Source organism: Nocardioides sp. JS614, from assembly GCF_000015265.1.
Classification (GTDB): domain Bacteria; phylum Actinomycetota; class Actinomycetes; order Propionibacteriales; family Nocardioidaceae; genus Nocardioides.
Window position 1 is genome coordinate 2,419,674 of sequence record NC_008699.1, and the last position, 15,294, is coordinate 2,434,967.

Sequence of the window (15,294 nt, forward strand, 5' to 3'; positions counted from 1 at the left end):
CGCGATGAACTACGACGACACCGACCCGATCGACGACGCCCAGACAAGCGCCACCGAGCGCCAGCTGCGCCGCCTGGTGGTGCCCGAGCCCGCGGCCTATGCCCCCGATAAGCGCCTCGACGTCATCCACGAACCCGACCTCGACCTGCTGTGGGGAGGCCAGGCATGAGCACCACCCGCACCGACGTCGACGACGTTGACCGGCTCGCCCGCGTCACCCTCAGCAGGACCATCGAGCCCGGGGACGTCCGCGTCACCGGCCTGGTCAGCGAGCTCGGCGCCGGCAAGGTCCTCGGCTACCTCGAGGCCGCCGGCGACGTCGAGTCCCACTGGGGCTTCGCGCTCGCCCAGGAGCTCGGCCGCGTCGACCCCGCCCAGGTGCTTGAGCAGGCCGCCGCCCGCGGCATCCGCTTCATCGTCCCCGGCGACGCCGAGTGGCCCACCCAGCTCGGCGCACTCCGCAATGCCGGCGCCCTCCACGAACGCGGCGGCGAACCCGTCGGCCTGTGGGTCCGCGGAGCGCACGACCTGCGTCAGCTCGCCGGCAACTCCGTCGCGGTCGTCGGATCGCGAGCCGCCACCAGCTACGGCGCCGAGCAGGCAACCGAGCTGAGCCGCGACCTCGCCACCATGGGCCACACCGTCATCAGCGGCCTCGCCTACGGCGTGGACCAGGCGGCGCACCGCGGCGCCCTCATCGCCGGCGGCCCGACCATCGCCGTGCTGCCCGGCGGCGTCGACCGGCCCTACCCGGCCGCACACGCCCAGCTGCTCGAGGCGATCGCCGAACGCGGCCTTGTCGTCTCCGAGGCACCCCCGGGAGCCGGCCCCACCCGAACCCGCTTCCTGGCCCGGAACAGGGTCGTCGCCGGCCTGTCTGAGGGAACGGTCGTCGTCGAGGCCGCACTGCGCAGCGGCGCACTCAACACCGCGCACTGGACCACCAACCTGCACCGACCCGTCATGGGCGTCCCCGGCCCCGTCAGCAGCGCGGCGTCTACCGGCGTCAACCAGCTCGTGCGGCTCGGTCAGGCCAGCATGGTGACCAGCGCCCAGGACGTCATCACCGACCTCACCACCCACGCCAACGCTGCGGCCACCTCCGCCGATGGTGCCTCCGGGGAGCTCGACGAGTCGTTCATTCCCGGCCCCGTGAGCTCCATGCGGAGCGGCGTCCCCGGCCCGGTGGCCCCGGTCGCCGCCCCCCGTCGCTGAGGCGATCTTCAGCAGCCTGTGGATAACCCTGGTTCCGTCCAAGCGCCACCTACGCTGCTGACAGTACGGAGGCGTGCTCGAGGTCGCCGCCAGGAACGCAAACGAACAAGGAGAACACCGATGATCACCCTGACCGTGAGCCCCCGGCCGCGGCGGCCGTCCGCGTTGACTGGATGTGGACCGTGAGTGTCGAGCGCGTGCTGGATGCTGCGCCCGACCTGCTCAACTGGGCCAGCTGAGCCCTAGCTGCCAGGGCCGGTCCAGTTCGGATCGACCGGCACCGGAATCAGGTTCTCCGTCCGCAACCAGTCCATCTTGACGACCGGTTTGAGTGCCGCGTCGTCATGCCACACCACCAGGGCCTCCCATCGCCGGCCCTCACGCTTCCAATCGAGGACCAGCCCCCGGGACGGCTTGAGCCGGCCTGGATTCCGGATCAGCACGAACCGCACGTCGCCGTAGGGCCGCCATGCGTCGTTCTTCGGCGGGTTGGCAGACACGGCGTCGCTCACTCGGTGGTGAGCAGCTCGGCCGGGATCCACTCCTCGACCGTGGCCCAGCGCCCGGGCCTCAACTGCGCGACGTAGACGACTCGGCCTTCCCACAGGTGGCCGGCGCGCCGCCACTCCAGGAGCAGGCCTGGGCGTGGTTGTGACGCGTCGACGGGAACGCTGACCCAGCAGTGCCGCCCCGGGTGCTCGGGCCCGGCTGCGCTCGGCGGCGGCGCTGGCTCCTGGTGGACGCCTCGGTCGACGCGCACGCGGTCCTTCAAGGGGATGCCCGCCCCGCGCCCGTAGCCGCCGCCCACCATGGCCCATAGCGTAGAACACTTGTTCGAAGTGATGGGCGGCGTTGGTTTCGTACGCTGAATGGGTGCCGACCACCTGGGAGCCGATGCTGGCCAAGCCGGCAGCCACGCTGCCAGCGGTCGGCGGCCTGCTGGGCGGCACCGTCTACGAACCGAAGTGGGATGGCTACCGGGCCATCCTCGAGCGCACGGGCGCAGGGTGCCGGGTGTGGTCACGCAAGGGCGCCGACCTAGCGGCAGGGTTCCCCGAGATCGTCCAAGCCGCCCTCGAGCGGCTGGAGCCGGGCACGGTGATCGACGGTGAACTCGTCGTGTGGCGGGACGGCCGACTCGACTTCGGGGCACTGGCCCCGCGGCTGGCATACCGCGGCCGCCGCAGGTCGCCGGCGGACCTCCCACCTGCCTCCTTCCTAGCTTTCGACGTCTTGGTTGCAGGCGACGTCGACCTGCGGACCAAGCCGCTGCGCGATCGCCGGGCAGTGCTCGAGCAGTTGGCGGGATCGTGGCAGCCGCCGATGCAGCTGACGCCGCAGACCGCGGACCCGGCGGAGGCGCAGCGCTGGCTGACGGAGTACGACGCGGCGGACGTCGGTGTGGAGGGCCTGGTCGCCAAGGGAGCCGGTCAGCGCTACCTGCCTGGTCAGCGGGGGTGGGTGAAGTTCCGTATCCGCAACACTCGCGAGGCCACGGTCGGGGCGGTCATCGGTCGTGTCGACCAACCGGTTCGGCTGATCCTCGGCCTCCGAGACGCCGCTGGCACGTTGCGTGTGGCCGGCGCGACCCATCCGCTCACTCCGAGGGAGTCGGTCGAGCTCGCCTCGGTGCTCGTCGGCACCGATGACCACCCGTGGCCGGCTGAACTCGGCACCCGTCAGCTGGGGCGTTTCAGCCGCGAGCCGGTTGCGATCACCCGGGTGATCCCCACGGTGATCGTCGAGGTTGAGGCAGACACCGCGTTTGAGCACGGCCGGTGGCGGCACCTGACCCGTTACCGCCGGCTGCGCCTGGACCGCTCCAGCTGAGGATCGACCCTCGCGGTCGACGCGGAGAGAGGAATGCGCCAGCCCGGCCGCAGCTGCTCCCGAATGCGCTCGAGCGCCTCGTCGTAGGACGCCGCGGTGGCCGACAGATCGGCTCGCGCCAGCTCGTAGCCGCCGCGGTGGTCAGGGGGAATCTCCTGGAGGGCAGCGGTCATCGCGAGCACGAGCCGAAGTGTAGAAGCGCGGGCCGACAGCGGACTCGCCACACGGGTAGACACCCGGGTCGCCGGGCGGTCGAAGTACTCCCTCGCAGGCGTGATCGGGGTTTGGGGCGCCGAAATGCCGATACATATGGTGGAGCGCTCATCGGAGTGCTCGCGAAAGGAGCACGGTGATTGACAAGATGAAGATGCCGGCGGGGGTCACCCCGATGCCGTCGACCACGGTCGCGCGGTTCATGGCGGTCTACGACGAGTTGTGCCCGACCGTCGATGACGAGGTGCCGGTCGAGGTCTTCGCCGAGCGCCTGGTCTGGCCGCTCGGCTCGGTCCTCACGGTCGCGGAGTGGTGCCGCGACCGCGACCTGATCGACACCGACGCCGGCATGGGCGACCCCATCCGGATCATCGAGGGGCGCTACCGCCCGTGGGGTAGAGCCCCAAGGCGGAGAGAAGTACGGCAACCGGTCTCCTCGTGCCGGCCGGGTGCCGTACTTTCTGGCCATGGAGACTCAGGGCCGCACGTCGATTCGGTTCACCCTGAACGGCCACCGCTACGAGCTGACCCGTCAGGACGTCGAGAGCCGGCTCGCGGACGTCGCCCCCGACGCCATCCGCAAGCACGCCGTGAAGGTAAACGGCACCTGGTTCCCGGTCATCCAGGCATTCGAGCTCGCCACCGGCATCCCGCGATCGGAGTTCATGTCCAACACCGCCCGCCGACACCTGGCGGCGCTCGGGTACGAGGTCGCCGGCGACGTCGAGCCGCGCACCGAGCCGCCGAGGGTCCGCAGCGTGGCCACATCGCCCGCTGCTGCGGCGCCCACGCGCGATCTTGAGGAGCCAGCGGAGCTGTCGGGCGAATGGCACACCGAGGCCAACGTCCAGGCATCCCTGGTGACCGCGCTGGCCGCCGAAGGGTGGCGGATCCTGTCGGTGGCCAACACCGCCACCAAGGAGCAGGGCATCGACGTGATCGCCTCGCTTGACGGCCAGACCGTCGGCGTCGAGGTCAAGGGGTTCCCCAGCCGCGGCTACGCCGACCCGGCTCGGGCCGGCGAGGTCAAGCGAACCAGCCCGAGCACGCAGGCCGGCCACTGGTACGCCCAGGCCGTGCTGGCCGCGATGCGCCTGCGGGGCAAGGAACCGACCTGGCGCAGCGTCATCGCCGTGCCCGACTTCCCGCGCTACCGCGACTTGCACGCCGAGACGGCCGGATCACTGGCTGCGGCGCAGATCGAGGTGTGGTGGGTCGACCAGACCGGCGCGGTGCACCGGCCGTGACCCGCGCCCGCTGGTACGCGAGGCCGGAAGGAGAGGGGCTCATCCTCCGAAAGGCGCCAAGGCTGGCCAGCTGGAACAAGGCCACCGATCCCGACCAGGTCCGGCTGCGCGAGTACCTCGAGGACACCGCCGACCTCCTGGCGCCCGCCATGGTTAGCGGCCCCTGGGCGCTCCGGCTCGACGTCGGGCTGCCAGCAGGGCGCGACCTCATCGACATGGCCGACCTGGACAACTACGCCTTCCCGCTGGCCACCCACCTCCGGAGCGAGCACCTGGTCTCGGTGTGGTGCACAAAGCGGCACGCGGACACCTCGAGCGTCGTCGTCGCACCCGCGCACGAGACGGCAGCACCGGAGGCGACCTACACCTTGCGGACCACCGCCTCGTCCCAGACCAAGGCCTACAAGGAGCAGGTGCGCGCCGCGGTCGCCGGCGCCGCTGAGATCCCCGCCGGCGCCGTCCAGCTGCAGGTCGCGTTCGTCGTCGGCCCGCAACGGAACTGGCTCAGCCTTTGGAAACCAACGATCGACGCCCTCGACCCGCTCCTCGGCCGCACCCGAGCCGATCGCGACTGGCACCCCAAGGACGGCCGGATCACCGACCTCGGCCTCCACGTCGACATCGACCCTTCACTGGGCCACGATGTCGTGGCCACGATCGCCGCCGCACCGGCCGGTGCCTGATCGGGGGCACTGAAAGCTCGGGCATTGTCGGCGGGGCGCGGCATGATGCGCTCATGGCCGGTGGGAAGGACGCGTTCCTGGAACTTCTTGAGCGCAGCTCAGGGGAGTTGTACGCCGATTACCCAGGTTTGATGGACACCGGAAGCCTGATCCCCACACCGAATGAGATCCACGAGGACGACGTCGCGCTGTTCGAGGAGGGCCGTGACGCCGGCCTGATCAGCGTGCTGCGCGGCGGACGGTTCAACACCCTCGACCGGCCAACCGCCGGCGGGCACTGGGGTTTGCTGTCTCGATCTCGACAGGGGGGTGGTATAACGCCGAGTATTTGCCGCAGATCGCCGCCTACGTTGACGCGATCCTGCATCTCGGATACCCGGCGGGGCGGGTCTTGTTCGAGCTGCCCGGGGCCGCGCTCCAGCTCGACTTGGCGATCCTCGACGACACCGGGCGGGTGGTGGTGCTGGGCGAGGCGAAGCGCGACACCGCGATGCTGGCCACTCTGCGGGCGAACGTCGAGAACCGGTACTCCGCCACGGCACCTGACATGTCCGCCGCCAAGGACGAGGTCCGCCAGCTCGCGTGGCGGCTGTGGACCGTGGCGCCGGACTACACATGGCTCATCGGGCCGAACCACCGGCTCGCGTTCGAGACCCGCCCGTCACCGCTGCGCCTGCAACTGACGAGCGGAGGGCGACTTCCGCCCGCAGCCAACCTGGGGCTCGACGGCCAGCCACCCGTCGCGATGATGCCGCCGCCCAAGCTGCGGCGGCCGTAGAGCGCATGCGTCGCCGGGCCGTCGGTGCTCATCGCTAACGTGACGCGGTGCCGTCGTCGTGGGTCGAGGGCAGACGGAGGAGGAGATCGGTGCGGTTGCTGTACGTGATCGTCGGTGTTGTCGTGGGGGTCAGCGTCCTGAACGCCCCTGCGTATGGGGAAGAGGAGCGGTTGCGGGATGCCGTACGGCAGCTGTCGGTGGCTCGAGAGACCAACGTCGGTTACGACCGCGAGAAGTTCCAGCACTGGATCGACGTCGACGGCGACTGCCAGGACACCCGTGCCGAGGTCCTCATCGCAGAGTCCCGCGATGGGACGACGGGCGGGTGCGTCGTCGCGACAGGGGAGTGGTTCTCTTACTACGACCGCGAGACGTGGACCGATGCGAGCGACGTCGATATCGATCACATGGTGGCGCTGGCCGAGGCGTGGGGTTCTGGTGCGAAGCGCTGGACTGGGGCGACCAGGAAGCGGTTCGCGAATGATCTGCGCGACCGACGGGCGCTGGTCGCTGTCACAGACAACGTCAACCAGTCCAAGGGGGACCGCGACCCGGCTGAGTGGATGCCCCAGTACGGCCAGTGCCGGTACCTCCGCGAGTGGGTCGCGATCAAGCTGCGGTGGAGCCTGAAGGTGAACCGGGCAGAGAGGCGGCGGCTGGTGGAGCTGGCCGGTGGCTGCAGGAACAAGTCGCTTCGGTGGACACCTGCCCGCGTCGTGTACCGATAGAAGCGGATTGATGCGCGGACGGCATTCGGACTGCGTGCGCACGTCTCCGCTGAGCTAGTCTTCGAGCGTGATCCCTCGGCACCAATGACAGCCCTGCAGAGGGGCTGTCGACTCACATCGAGAAGGGATCACTCATGTTGATCACGATGCTCTGTCGTGCCTTGGCGACGCTCGAGGCGTCGACCGGGCACTGGCTGTGCTCGCCGCCGAGTTGGACGGCCTTCATCGGGAGGCCGTGGAGGCCGGTCGACGAGGAGCCGTTGAACCTCTTCAACCAGTGGTGGCTGCTCGGCCAGTGGGTCTTGGCGCACGAGGAGTAGGCCGACATCGGGAAGGCCCGCCCCCTGGCCTGCCGGTGGCACCGGGCCCTCGGCAGGGCGTGAACGGCTGGGGACGCAGACCAGCCATCCGTCTAGCGAAGCCGACGCTCAGGGGCCGCGTGGTCGAGCTGCTGGCGGGATGCAGGATGCGGCCAGCTCTTCGGGGTACTGAAGATCAGTGCGTCGCGCTACGCGCGCCACACGCGTCCTGCGGGCAGATGTGGCGGACGCTGGCGGTGTCCGTGCTCGTGTTGAGCAGGAGCGCAAACTTGCAGCCCTCAACGAGGCCGAACTCGGCGGCCACCGCACGCAAACTCGAGACTTGAGCATTGCTGGTCATCCGCGTGACGCGCACCTCGCCGTGTCCCTCCGGGAGGGCAAAGTATCTTGTCGACGGAGCGGTTCTGAGGCCCAGCTGCCAAGTGAGCCAGCGATTCACGGGTATACCGCTGCCGCGAAGGATCTCGCGGTCGACTACGAGTTCGATGCCCACCACGTCTCCACTGGTCTTGATGTTCGGAGGCTGCTTGGGTTCCGTGTCCTCGACGGGGACAGCCCCCCGTTCGGCCAGGTCATACAGGCCAGCGGGGTTAAGCCCGATGAGGTTGCTCGACAGGCACTGGTTCACCCGCCAATCACTGACGGGGTAACGGCGCTGTGTCTCAACGCGGAGTTGGTCAACAGGCAGCGGCCCGAGATCTCGGAGAACCTCAACCAGGGCGTCAACGGCGGAGCCATAGCGGTTCTCTGAGCCGGGGACACGCCAATCGGAGAGCGCCCAAGTGCCCTCTGGTCGAACTTGTGAGAAGGCTGGGTCTCGTCGCATGTTCTCCCGCGCGGCATGTTCACTGCATCCTGCCTGTACCGCGATCTCGTCCGCAGCTCGTGGTTCGCCCTCGAGCTTGAGCCAGAGATACGCCACGTCTCGGGTGAGTCGCGCGGGTCGAATCCAACCCAGATCGTGGGCGGCCAGTTTGCTGTTTCTGTGCGCGAGAACGCTTCGCCAATCGAGGTCCTCGGGAAGGCCAAGCCCGGCGGCGGCTTGGTCAGCTTCCTCGTGGGTCAGGGGTGCGAGCTCGACCATTCGGCCCAATTGTTGTCGCAGCTCGTTCGGCCGAAAGGTCCAGAACTCGGAGAGCGCCCCAGCCCAGGTGCGGGGATGGCTGGCACCCAAGGTCTTGAGCAAACACCCCAGCGCGGTCGTGGAGTGAGCGTCCACAAGCTTCGCGAGGTGACGATGCGCCACCGCCGGGGAGTCGCCGAGTTCCGTGTGCAAGGCGGAGAGAAACTGCGGGGCCCGATTTTCCATCGCGCGCACGAGCGCGCCTTCAGACGCCTTCTGTACCTGCCGGACGCGTTCGCGGGTGAGGTTCAGAGCCAGTCCAATCTCATCCAGTGTCTCCCCAGCGAGGCGCCGACGGAGGATGTCTCGGCTGCGTTCAGGGAGAGCCACCCAAGCGTCATCGAGCCACCCGCGAGCGCCGAGGTCCCCGTCGCCCAGGTCATCGACCGTCTCGGCACAGCCGCCAGCGCTGGGCGCGCCCGCGCGGCTGCGCTCATCCTGGGCCGAGTCATCCGCCGATCGAGGCGAGAACACGGCGACCCAGTCGGGTTCGGCGGGATGGTCGTCGCTCATAGTGAAACGTGAACGAGCCGGAGGTCGCATCGCCCTGCGAGCCGTAGGTGCGCCTTCTTCTCGTTGGCTGGAATAGGCCTGGTGAAGGTCTCGATCACACAGATCACCCACGGTCGATGATCGCCCTCAGCACTCGCTGTCAGGGCAGCCCAGCACAGGTGCTTGAGGTCGCGGGCCTGAGCCCAGGTCAGGACGGTTTCCTCCTCCCCCTTCCGGGCGGTTAGGCGGAGTGGCTTGGAGCGGATGGTGTCGGGGTCCAGTTCCCAATCTGAGCCCAGCACCTTACGTACCAGGGCTACGGGCACGTCCTCGGCACCGTCGACCAGCCCCGCGTACTTGCCGACACCACTGAGGGACCGACTCCACTCCTTCATGGGTCCGTCCTTGATCCACACGCGCGCGTCGCCGTCGGAGAGGTACTCCCGAAGGCGGCCGCCGACCTCAGGATCATCCACCCACTTGGCGTACTGGGCCGAGTGCTCCTGCGGCGTCAGGCTCGCCCAGTCGAGCTGCTTTGCGTCGGCGTATAGGCGCGTGACCACCTTCGTCTCTACTTCACGAGGAATGCGCATCATTCGAGACCGATCGCTGTTGGGAACTGGAGGCGTACCTCATCGGCCGCTGTCTCAAGGTCGGCGGCGTCGCGGATCCAGTAGTCGAGGAGCGTGCCGGCGGTCTCGTCGTTGAACGTGATCTGTGAACCACCGGGGAGCGGGAGTGAGAGTTCCTCGATGTCTCCGCCCCGGATCGCCGCAAGGGTTCGCTTGAGGTCCAGGCCGGCGGCGACGCGCCGCACGTCGGTGACGAAGTCAAGCACCTTGAGACTCTCCTTGCCCTCGCGTAGACGTAGGCCGCGGCCGAGCTGCTGGACGAAGATTCGTCGGCTGTGTGTCACACGGAGGAACGCGATGAGGTTGACGTCGGGTACGTCGACGCCTTCGTTGAACACATCGACGCACGTGATGATGGGAACCCGGCCGAGCCGGAACGCATTGAGCAGAATCTGACGTTGTTGTCTGCTGAGCCCGCTGTGCAGATACGAGGCTCTGCGCCAGCTCTGATCGGCGCCAGCGAGCAGAGTGGCCATACGCTCCGCGTGCTCGATCGTCTGGCAGAAGACGATGGCCCGCGGGTCGCGGATCTCCCGCCAGGCCTGCCTGAACTCGTCGACGATCTCCTCATCGCGCTGCGGAAGGAAAAGAGCCTTGTTGAGTTCCTTGATGGAGTAGCCGTGCTCGCTGGCGTGGCGGACGAAGTCCCAGTCGAGGTTGTCGACGTACATGCGGTAGTCCACTTGGGCGAGATACCCGTCCGCCATGCCCTCGGCAATGCCGAGGCTGTACGAAGGTTGCCCGAACCGGGACGTGATGTCGAACTTGTCACCTCGCCAGGGCGTAGCCGTGACCCCGAACTGGCGGGCGTCCTGACACTCGTCGAGGAGCTGGGCAAACATGCCCGTCTCTCCGACGTGGTGGGTCTCGTCGATCATGATCAGCGATGGACGCCAGTCCGTTCTGACAAGGCCAAGCACTGAATCGATCGTCGCCACGGTGACGCCTTCGAAAGAAGTGGGTCTGGTGTCGCCTGTCAGGACCTGGGTTGGCACTGACTTGTCCAGGTGACGCCACAGGGCCTTCTCGAGCTGCTCGACGAGTTCCTTCATGTGGGCGACGACCAGGATCCTGGCGTCTGGGTGGCTCTCCAGATGACGCCGTATCACCTCGCCACCGACCACCGTCTTACCGAGCCCGGTCGCCAGTACGAGCAGGGCTCGGTTCGTGTCCTCGAGGTCCTGCTGAATCCGCTCGGCCGCTTCAAGCTGGTACGGGCGCAGCTCGTACTTAGACGGGACACGTGCGGGCATCTTCGCGTAGATGGCCTCAAGGGTCGGGCCAGCCCACGCGTCGACCTTTATGCCGATCCCGCCGAGGGCCTTGCGTCGTGCCTCGGCGGTGGCGTTGAGGCTCGTATTGGTGACGACGACGGCATGGTCCGCCCCGTAGCGGGACCGGGCCCGCTCGGCGTCGTCGACGCCCGTGCGGTCCACGGCGCCTCTGCTCGAGAACTTGCACTGCAGCACCCACTGCTCGCGGTCCCGGACTGCCAGGATGTCCGCTCCCTCGTCGCCTGCGCCGTCGATGATTCGGACGTCGGTGAAACCTAGGTGCCAAAGCGCCCGCTCGGTTGCGAGGGTAAGGCCTCGTGGACCGCCCGCGAGGAGGGCGCGAGGGGCAAGGAACCCGCTCACTGCTCCTCCGGGGCGAGTTCTTGCTGGAGGAGTTGGAGGCTCAACCGCGTCCGGCGAAGCTGGCTGACGCTCGGTGACGCCTGGAAGGTGAGGAGTGTAGCGACGTCGTTCAGGTAGCCCACCACGCGCGCGAGGCTGAGACGCCGCGAAGAGGGGGATGTCAGGGAGGTGTAGGGACCCGCGAAGACGTTGCCCTCCATGAAGGGTTCCGGCCAGTTCTCCAGCAGTTTCACCAGGTAGAGGGGAGGGGCGTAGAGCAGGAACCGGCCGCTTCCCACCAGCGACGCGGTGAGTGTGTCGCCCCCGTCGGCGATCAGGGCGTTCTCGGTCTGCGTCTGCTCGTCGGGGTCGAGGTAGCTCAACGCCCGCTGAGTGTCCGAGTTCACGTTGTCCGCCATGCGCTGTCGGATGTCGGCCAGCAGCTCGGCGGCCTGCGCGCGGATGACGGCGGGGTCGACGGCCGTGTCCGGCAAGCAGGTCGCGCGCAGCCGAGCCGCGATCTGCGAGTGGGCCAGGTGGCTGTCGGCCTTCACCTTGAGTGCCGCACTCACTTCGGCCACCACCAGTTCGGCGGGCTCGAGGCCGAGCTTGGTGAACGCCTCGTGCGTCAGGTCGATGAGGGCCGTGGCGGTCCCTCCCGGCCCGAGCGCGAGCCAGATCGGCGTCGGGTGGTTGTCGGCGTCCGCGATGTGTTCATGGAGCGTGCGCGTCTCGACCTGAAGCTGTCCCAGGTCGGGTAGTCCGAATGTGCGACTCAGTTCCGGCATGATCTCGCTGGAGCCCACGTATCGGGCGAGCCGCTCCTGGACCGTTTCAGGCTTGGCCGGCGCGGTGGGTTCGGGTTCGGGTGTGGGTTCCTCCGTCGTCGAAGGTTCCTCGGTAGAAGTGGAGCCCTCTCCTCCCAGCGCGGCGATCACCGCATCTTCATCGGCCTGGTTCTTGGAGTCGCCGGTGGCTTTCGCCAACTTAGCGGCCTCGACGCGCTCCTCGTGGATGAGGACCTGTGCCCACCACTTCTCGTCTGTCTGGTAGTCCGGGTCGCCGGCCCAGAACTTGCGCGCCCACTGTCGAGTCTCCTCGTGCAGCGGTCGGTTACCGTCGCCGGGGACCAGACACCTGCGCCCGGCGGCGTTCCTGCGATATCCCTTGTGGAGCCGGGCAAGGGGGGAGTTGTTCTCCGGGTATCCGGCTGCCTTGGCCTTCTCAGGCTGAAGCGGGGCCTCTCCACGCAAGTAGTCGACAGCTGCCTTCCAAGCGCGGTCGCTGTACTCGAAAGCCGTCTTGTCGTAGTGAACCGGGACGTAGTCGAGGTGGATCTCACCGATCAGCCGTCCGCCCTGGTTGACCAGTTCGATCGGGTACTCGACGTCCACGCCAGCGGTCGGGTCGTTCGGATTGGTCCAGTTGAACAGACGCTTGTCGTACTGCAGGATCTTGCGTCCGTTGCGCAGGAAGTCGATCCCGAACTCGCGCTTGTCGAGGTGTCGTTGTACTCCGAGCCAGCCGTGCAGGCGCCGTTCGCGCTGACGGAGTTGGGAACTGCCGCACTGGTCGCAGGTTTCCTTGCCAAGGTTCTGCCAGTTGCCACATATCTCGCAGGCGTCTGCGGGCTGGAAGGTCTGGTCGATGTCGATGTACGCCGGGATCTTCTCGGCGCTCGCCCCGCTGCCGTAGATGATGAATCGGTCGTCGCCCCAGCGGCATAGCTTCCGAGGCTTGACCTTGGCCCCTTGGACCCATAGCTCGTACGGCTTGTTGTCCAGGAGCCAGCCGTATACCCGCCCCAGGGTCGTGCGGAGGTTTTCGGCGTTGCGTTGGAGCCATTCGGCTCGAGCGAGATGCAGGTTGCTGACGATGATCTTGGTGCCGTGCTCGCTCGGGTCGTCCTTGGGCTCGGTGATGTCTGGCGCCTCGAAGTCGGGGCCGAGCTTGTCGAGGTCGATTTCGACACCGATCCACTCCGGGTCGCCCTCGCGGGTCGTGAGGACGCGCGTGCGGCGTCCGAGCCGAGCGGTGCTCACGTTGAATCCCATGCCGAACAGCCCGAGCTTGTCGAACCGGTCGTTGCTGGACCACCCGGCTTTCACCGCCTGCTCGAGGGTGGTCCGGGTCATGCCCCGGCCCGTGTCCTTTACGACCACTTCGGCTCCAGCTAGGCTCGCGCCCGGCCCGGGGAGGGTCACGCTGACCTTGTAGCCTCCGGGCCAGGAGTGACCGCCTTCGATGATGTCTGTGAAGTCGTCGAAGGCGTTGTCGACGAGCTCGGCGATGCACTGCCACTCGTCAAACTCGATCTCGCCGAGCATCCGAAGGATGCGTGGTGAGGGGGTGATGTCCATGAGTGCGGTGGCCCTTTCAGGTCGTGGGGCTCAGGGCCGCAGTCGGCCCATGTGGGTTGTCTGCGTGGACGCGTTTCCATGCGTCGCGTAGCGCGCTGAACCGTTCGGTGTTGTCGGAGACGTCTCCGATGTACCGCTCCGCGGTCCCTCCGGAGCCGTCCGACCACCGGAGATATGCGTAGACGCGCCGGCTGTCGCTGTAGCAGCGCAGTGCGACGCTTCCAAGCGCCGTGGTGCCGTCTTGGCGTCTGATCAGGCGCGCTTCATGGCCGCCGGCAGCCATGTCCTGCTCCGCCGCGCGTTCGCTGCTTGTCAGTCCCTTCGTGGGCAGATACAGGGCGGGGTCGGGCTTGGTTGCCCGGACGCGTCGGCTCATGAGTCTTCCCGCAGGGCGATGATCACGCGGTCGGCTGCGGCGTCTGGATCGGCGATGATGTCGCTCGCCCAAAGGCGCAGCACCCTCCATCCCCGTGCGGCTAGCTCTCGGTCGACGTCCTGATCTCGTCGGACGTTCCGTTCGATCTTGTCCACCCACCACTGGGTCCGGGTGGGGAACAAACCAGCCAGATCGTCCTTGCCCCGACGTCGCCACTCTGCGGGGTTGCCGTGCCAAAGGTCGCCGTCGACGAAGATGGCGATCTTCTTGCCGCGAACCACCAGGTCTGGGCGCCCCGGCACGTCCGGCGCGTGCAGGCGGTATCGGCCGCCGCGCGCATGCACGGCGCGGCGGAGGAGGAGCTCGGGCTTGGTGTCCTTCGCGCGAACCGCGCTCATGATGCGACTGGTCACGGCCGGATCGCGCGGCTGGACTACTTGCGTTTTGGTCTTGGTCATCGTTCCCGCAGAACCTTCGCGATCTCGCGACCCATCACTGCACCGAGACGGACGGGGACGGCATTCCCGAGTTGGCGCATTTGCTCGCCCCGCGGACCCTCGAGCCGCCAATCGTCAGGGAACGTCATGATGCGCGCGACTTCGCGAACAGTCAGGTAGCGGATGCTCCCGTCATCACGCCGGAGAACCGACTCACCGCCAGGAACGCCGTGTACGCCTGCCTTGACGGTCTTGGCCGGCCTGTCGAGCACGTTGGCGGTGTGCCCGGGGTACTCACGAGCGCCTGGCCAGCCGATGTGGTGGATGTAGCCCGGCGTGTCCTGTCGCTCTACCGGTTCGGGCAGGTCGTGGATGGCGTCCCTCAGGGTCTTCCATGGCCGTAGACCGTCCTCCGGTGGCGTGACGCCGGGATGCTCTTTGATCGGCGCGTGGGGATGCCGATCTGAGTACTCTCCGGACAGTTGGGCGCGCAGAAGAGCGCCGGCACTGTGCGTGGGGTCGGGGAAGCTCCACGAGATCCCTAGATCCTTGCGGAAACCGACCAGCACAACTCGCCATCGATTCTGCGGAACGCCGTAGTCGGCGGCGTTGACCAGCTTGAACGCGATGTCGTATCGCTCGGTGGGATCGCCGCCGCCACCGCGCAACGCCTTGACCAGACGGCGGTCATGATCGGCCCATGGTTCCCCGTCGACGCGTTGCTCGAATGGGGCAGCCAGTTCTCGGCGGATGTAATCCCAATAGGGCTCGAAGGAGGGCCGGAGGAGGCCCCGCACGTTCTCGGCGAGGATGACCAGTGGTCGTGTTTCCCGGACACAACGGTTGAACTCAGGCCACAGGTTGCGTTCGTCGAGGTGACCCTTGTGGGCCCCGCCAAGGCTGAACGGCTGGCAAGGTACGCCGCCAGCGACGACATCGACGTCTCCGAGGAACGGCGTGAAGTCGACTTCCCCAATCCCTCCTTCGATGAGGGGCCACGGGTCGGCGAGCGTCGCGGGAGGTGTCTCGTCGGGCAGGTAGTCCACGGCGTTGTTGGCCCTGAGGGTCGCGCAAGCACGCTTGTTCAGCTCGTTGAGCAGAAGGTGGCGAAAGCCAGCCTCGTGCAGTGCCATCGCGAGGCCACCACCACCGGAAAAGAGTTCGATGCAAGAGCCAGAGTCGGCGTCGTCTGCTGCCTCCGGAGCGTCGTGGACCATACCGCGGGACGCTACCGCGGACCTCCG

At 67.7% G+C, this 15,294-nt stretch carries 17 protein-coding genes; 7 read left to right on the forward strand and 10 right to left on the reverse strand.

The window, feature by feature from the left end:
- Positions 1-4: 4 nt before the first annotated feature.
- Together NOCA_RS27825 and dprA are read left to right on the forward strand one after the other, a co-directional pair.
- Positions 5-169, forward strand: a complete 165-nt coding sequence (locus tag NOCA_RS27825) for a hypothetical protein (protein ID WP_011755714.1) — start codon at positions 5-7, stop codon at positions 167-169.
- Positions 166-1,215, forward strand: coding sequence for a DNA-processing protein DprA (gene dprA / locus NOCA_RS12940; RefSeq protein ID WP_011755715.1), 1,050 nt, complete (start codon positions 166-168; stop codon positions 1,213-1,215). Before NOCA_RS27825 ends, dprA begins: the two co-directional genes overlap by 4 nt.
- Before the next feature lie 242 nt (positions 1,216-1,457).
- Here dprA and NOCA_RS12945 read toward each other — a convergent pair whose 3' ends face one another.
- Together NOCA_RS12945 and NOCA_RS25850 are read right to left on the reverse strand one after the other, a co-directional pair.
- Entirely contained in the window at positions 1,458-1,727 is a 270-nt protein-coding gene (locus NOCA_RS12945; RefSeq protein WP_011755716.1) for a hypothetical protein, read from the reverse strand.
- Entirely contained in the window at positions 1,724-2,026 is a 303-nt protein-coding gene (locus NOCA_RS25850; protein ID WP_011755717.1) for a hypothetical protein, read from the reverse strand. Before NOCA_RS25850 ends, NOCA_RS12945 begins: the two co-directional genes overlap by 4 nt.
- A 62-nt stretch (positions 2,027-2,088) precedes the next feature.
- Here NOCA_RS25850 and NOCA_RS12955 point away from each other — a divergent pair, with 62 nt between their 5' ends.
- The gene (locus tag NOCA_RS12955; protein WP_011755718.1) at positions 2,089-3,045 is read left to right on the forward strand and encodes an ATP-dependent DNA ligase; all 957 of its coding nucleotides are present in this window, start codon (positions 2,089-2,091) and stop codon (positions 3,043-3,045) included.
- Here NOCA_RS12955 and NOCA_RS12960 read toward each other — a convergent pair.
- Positions 3,012-3,227, reverse strand: a complete 216-nt coding sequence (locus NOCA_RS12960) for a hypothetical protein (protein ID WP_041546523.1) — start codon at positions 3,225-3,227, stop codon at positions 3,012-3,014. The genes NOCA_RS12955 and NOCA_RS12960 overlap by 34 nt on opposite strands.
- A 498-nt stretch (positions 3,228-3,725) precedes the next feature.
- On the opposite strand from NOCA_RS12960, the gene NOCA_RS12965 reads away from it, so the two are divergent.
- From NOCA_RS12965 to NOCA_RS12980, 4 genes are all read left to right on the forward strand, one after another.
- Entirely contained in the window at positions 3,726-4,505 is a 780-nt protein-coding gene (locus NOCA_RS12965) for a hypothetical protein (protein ID WP_011755720.1), read from the forward strand.
- Positions 4,502-5,188, forward strand: coding sequence for a hypothetical protein (locus NOCA_RS12970; RefSeq protein WP_011755721.1), 687 nt, complete (start codon positions 4,502-4,504; stop codon positions 5,186-5,188). Before NOCA_RS12965 ends, NOCA_RS12970 begins: the two co-directional genes overlap by 4 nt.
- A 328-nt stretch (positions 5,189-5,516) precedes the next feature.
- Positions 5,517-5,966 (forward strand): hypothetical protein, encoded by a 450-nt coding sequence (locus tag NOCA_RS12975; protein ID WP_011755722.1) that lies wholly within the window; start codon positions 5,517-5,519, stop codon positions 5,964-5,966.
- An 89-nt stretch (positions 5,967-6,055) separates the two neighbouring features.
- Positions 6,056-6,694 carry an HNH endonuclease family protein gene (locus tag NOCA_RS12980; RefSeq protein ID WP_011755723.1) on the forward strand — a complete coding sequence of 213 codons (639 nt, stop codon included), beginning with the start codon at positions 6,056-6,058 and terminating at the stop codon, positions 6,692-6,694.
- 112 nt (positions 6,695-6,806) lie between these two features.
- Here NOCA_RS12980 and NOCA_RS27100 read toward each other — a convergent pair whose 3' ends face one another.
- The 7 genes from NOCA_RS27100 to NOCA_RS13015 form a co-directional block, all read right to left on the reverse strand.
- The gene (locus NOCA_RS27100; RefSeq protein ID WP_011755724.1) at positions 6,807-7,022 is read right to left on the reverse strand and encodes a hypothetical protein; all 216 of its coding nucleotides are present in this window, start codon (positions 7,020-7,022) and stop codon (positions 6,807-6,809) included.
- A gap of 167 nt (positions 7,023-7,189) precedes the next feature.
- A complete protein-coding gene (locus NOCA_RS26550; protein ID WP_158305671.1) occupies positions 7,190-8,650 on the reverse strand; it encodes a sigma factor-like helix-turn-helix DNA-binding protein in 1,461 nt (486 codons plus the stop codon).
- A complete protein-coding gene (locus NOCA_RS25865) occupies positions 8,647-9,192 on the reverse strand; it encodes a hypothetical protein (protein ID WP_049774349.1) in 546 nt (181 codons plus the stop codon). The genes NOCA_RS26550 and NOCA_RS25865 overlap by 4 nt, the downstream gene beginning before the upstream one ends.
- A 29-nt stretch (positions 9,193-9,221) precedes the next feature.
- Complete coding sequence (locus tag NOCA_RS13000; RefSeq protein WP_011755727.1) at positions 9,222-10,898, reverse strand: DEAD/DEAH box helicase family protein; 1,677 nt, start codon at positions 10,896-10,898, stop codon at positions 9,222-9,224.
- On the reverse strand, positions 10,895-13,237 hold the full coding sequence (locus NOCA_RS13005) for an ATP-binding protein (RefSeq protein WP_011755728.1): 2,343 nt from the start codon (positions 13,235-13,237) through the stop codon (positions 10,895-10,897). Before NOCA_RS13005 ends, NOCA_RS13000 begins: the two co-directional genes overlap by 4 nt.
- 372 nt (positions 13,238-13,609) lie before the next feature.
- Positions 13,610-14,071: a very short patch repair endonuclease gene (locus tag NOCA_RS13010; RefSeq protein WP_011755730.1), complete on the reverse strand. Its 462-nt coding sequence runs from the start codon at positions 14,069-14,071 to the stop codon at positions 13,610-13,612.
- On the reverse strand, positions 14,068-15,267 hold the full coding sequence (locus tag NOCA_RS13015; protein ID WP_011755731.1) for a DNA cytosine methyltransferase: 1,200 nt from the start codon (positions 15,265-15,267) through the stop codon (positions 14,068-14,070). Before NOCA_RS13015 ends, NOCA_RS13010 begins: the two co-directional genes overlap by 4 nt.
- Positions 15,268-15,294: the final 27 nt, after the last annotated feature.

Coding starts and splice junctions, on each gene's coding strand:
- dprA (WP_011755715.1), top strand. CDS start 166: ATGAGCACCACCCGCACCGACGTCGACGACGTTGACCGGCTCGCCCGC.
- NOCA_RS13005 (WP_011755728.1), bottom strand. CDS start 13,237: ATGGACATCACCCCCTCACCACGCATCCTTCGGATGCTCGGCGAGATC.
- NOCA_RS27825 (WP_011755714.1), top strand. CDS start 5: ATGAACTACGACGACACCGACCCGATCGACGACGCCCAGACAAGCGCC.
- NOCA_RS27100 (WP_011755724.1), bottom strand. CDS start 7,022: ATGTCGGCCTACTCCTCGTGCGCCAAGACCCACTGGCCGAGCAGCCAC.
- NOCA_RS13015 (WP_011755731.1), bottom strand. CDS start 15,267: ATGGTCCACGACGCTCCGGAGGCAGCAGACGACGCCGACTCTGGCTCT.
- NOCA_RS13010 (WP_011755730.1), bottom strand. CDS start 14,071: ATGACCAAGACCAAAACGCAAGTAGTCCAGCCGCGCGATCCGGCCGTG.
- NOCA_RS26550 (WP_158305671.1), bottom strand. CDS start 8,650: ATGAGCGACGACCATCCCGCCGAACCCGACTGGGTCGCCGTGTTCTCG.
- NOCA_RS12965 (WP_011755720.1), top strand. CDS start 3,726: ATGGAGACTCAGGGCCGCACGTCGATTCGGTTCACCCTGAACGGCCAC.
- NOCA_RS25850 (WP_011755717.1), bottom strand. CDS start 2,026: ATGGTGGGCGGCGGCTACGGGCGCGGGGCGGGCATCCCCTTGAAGGAC.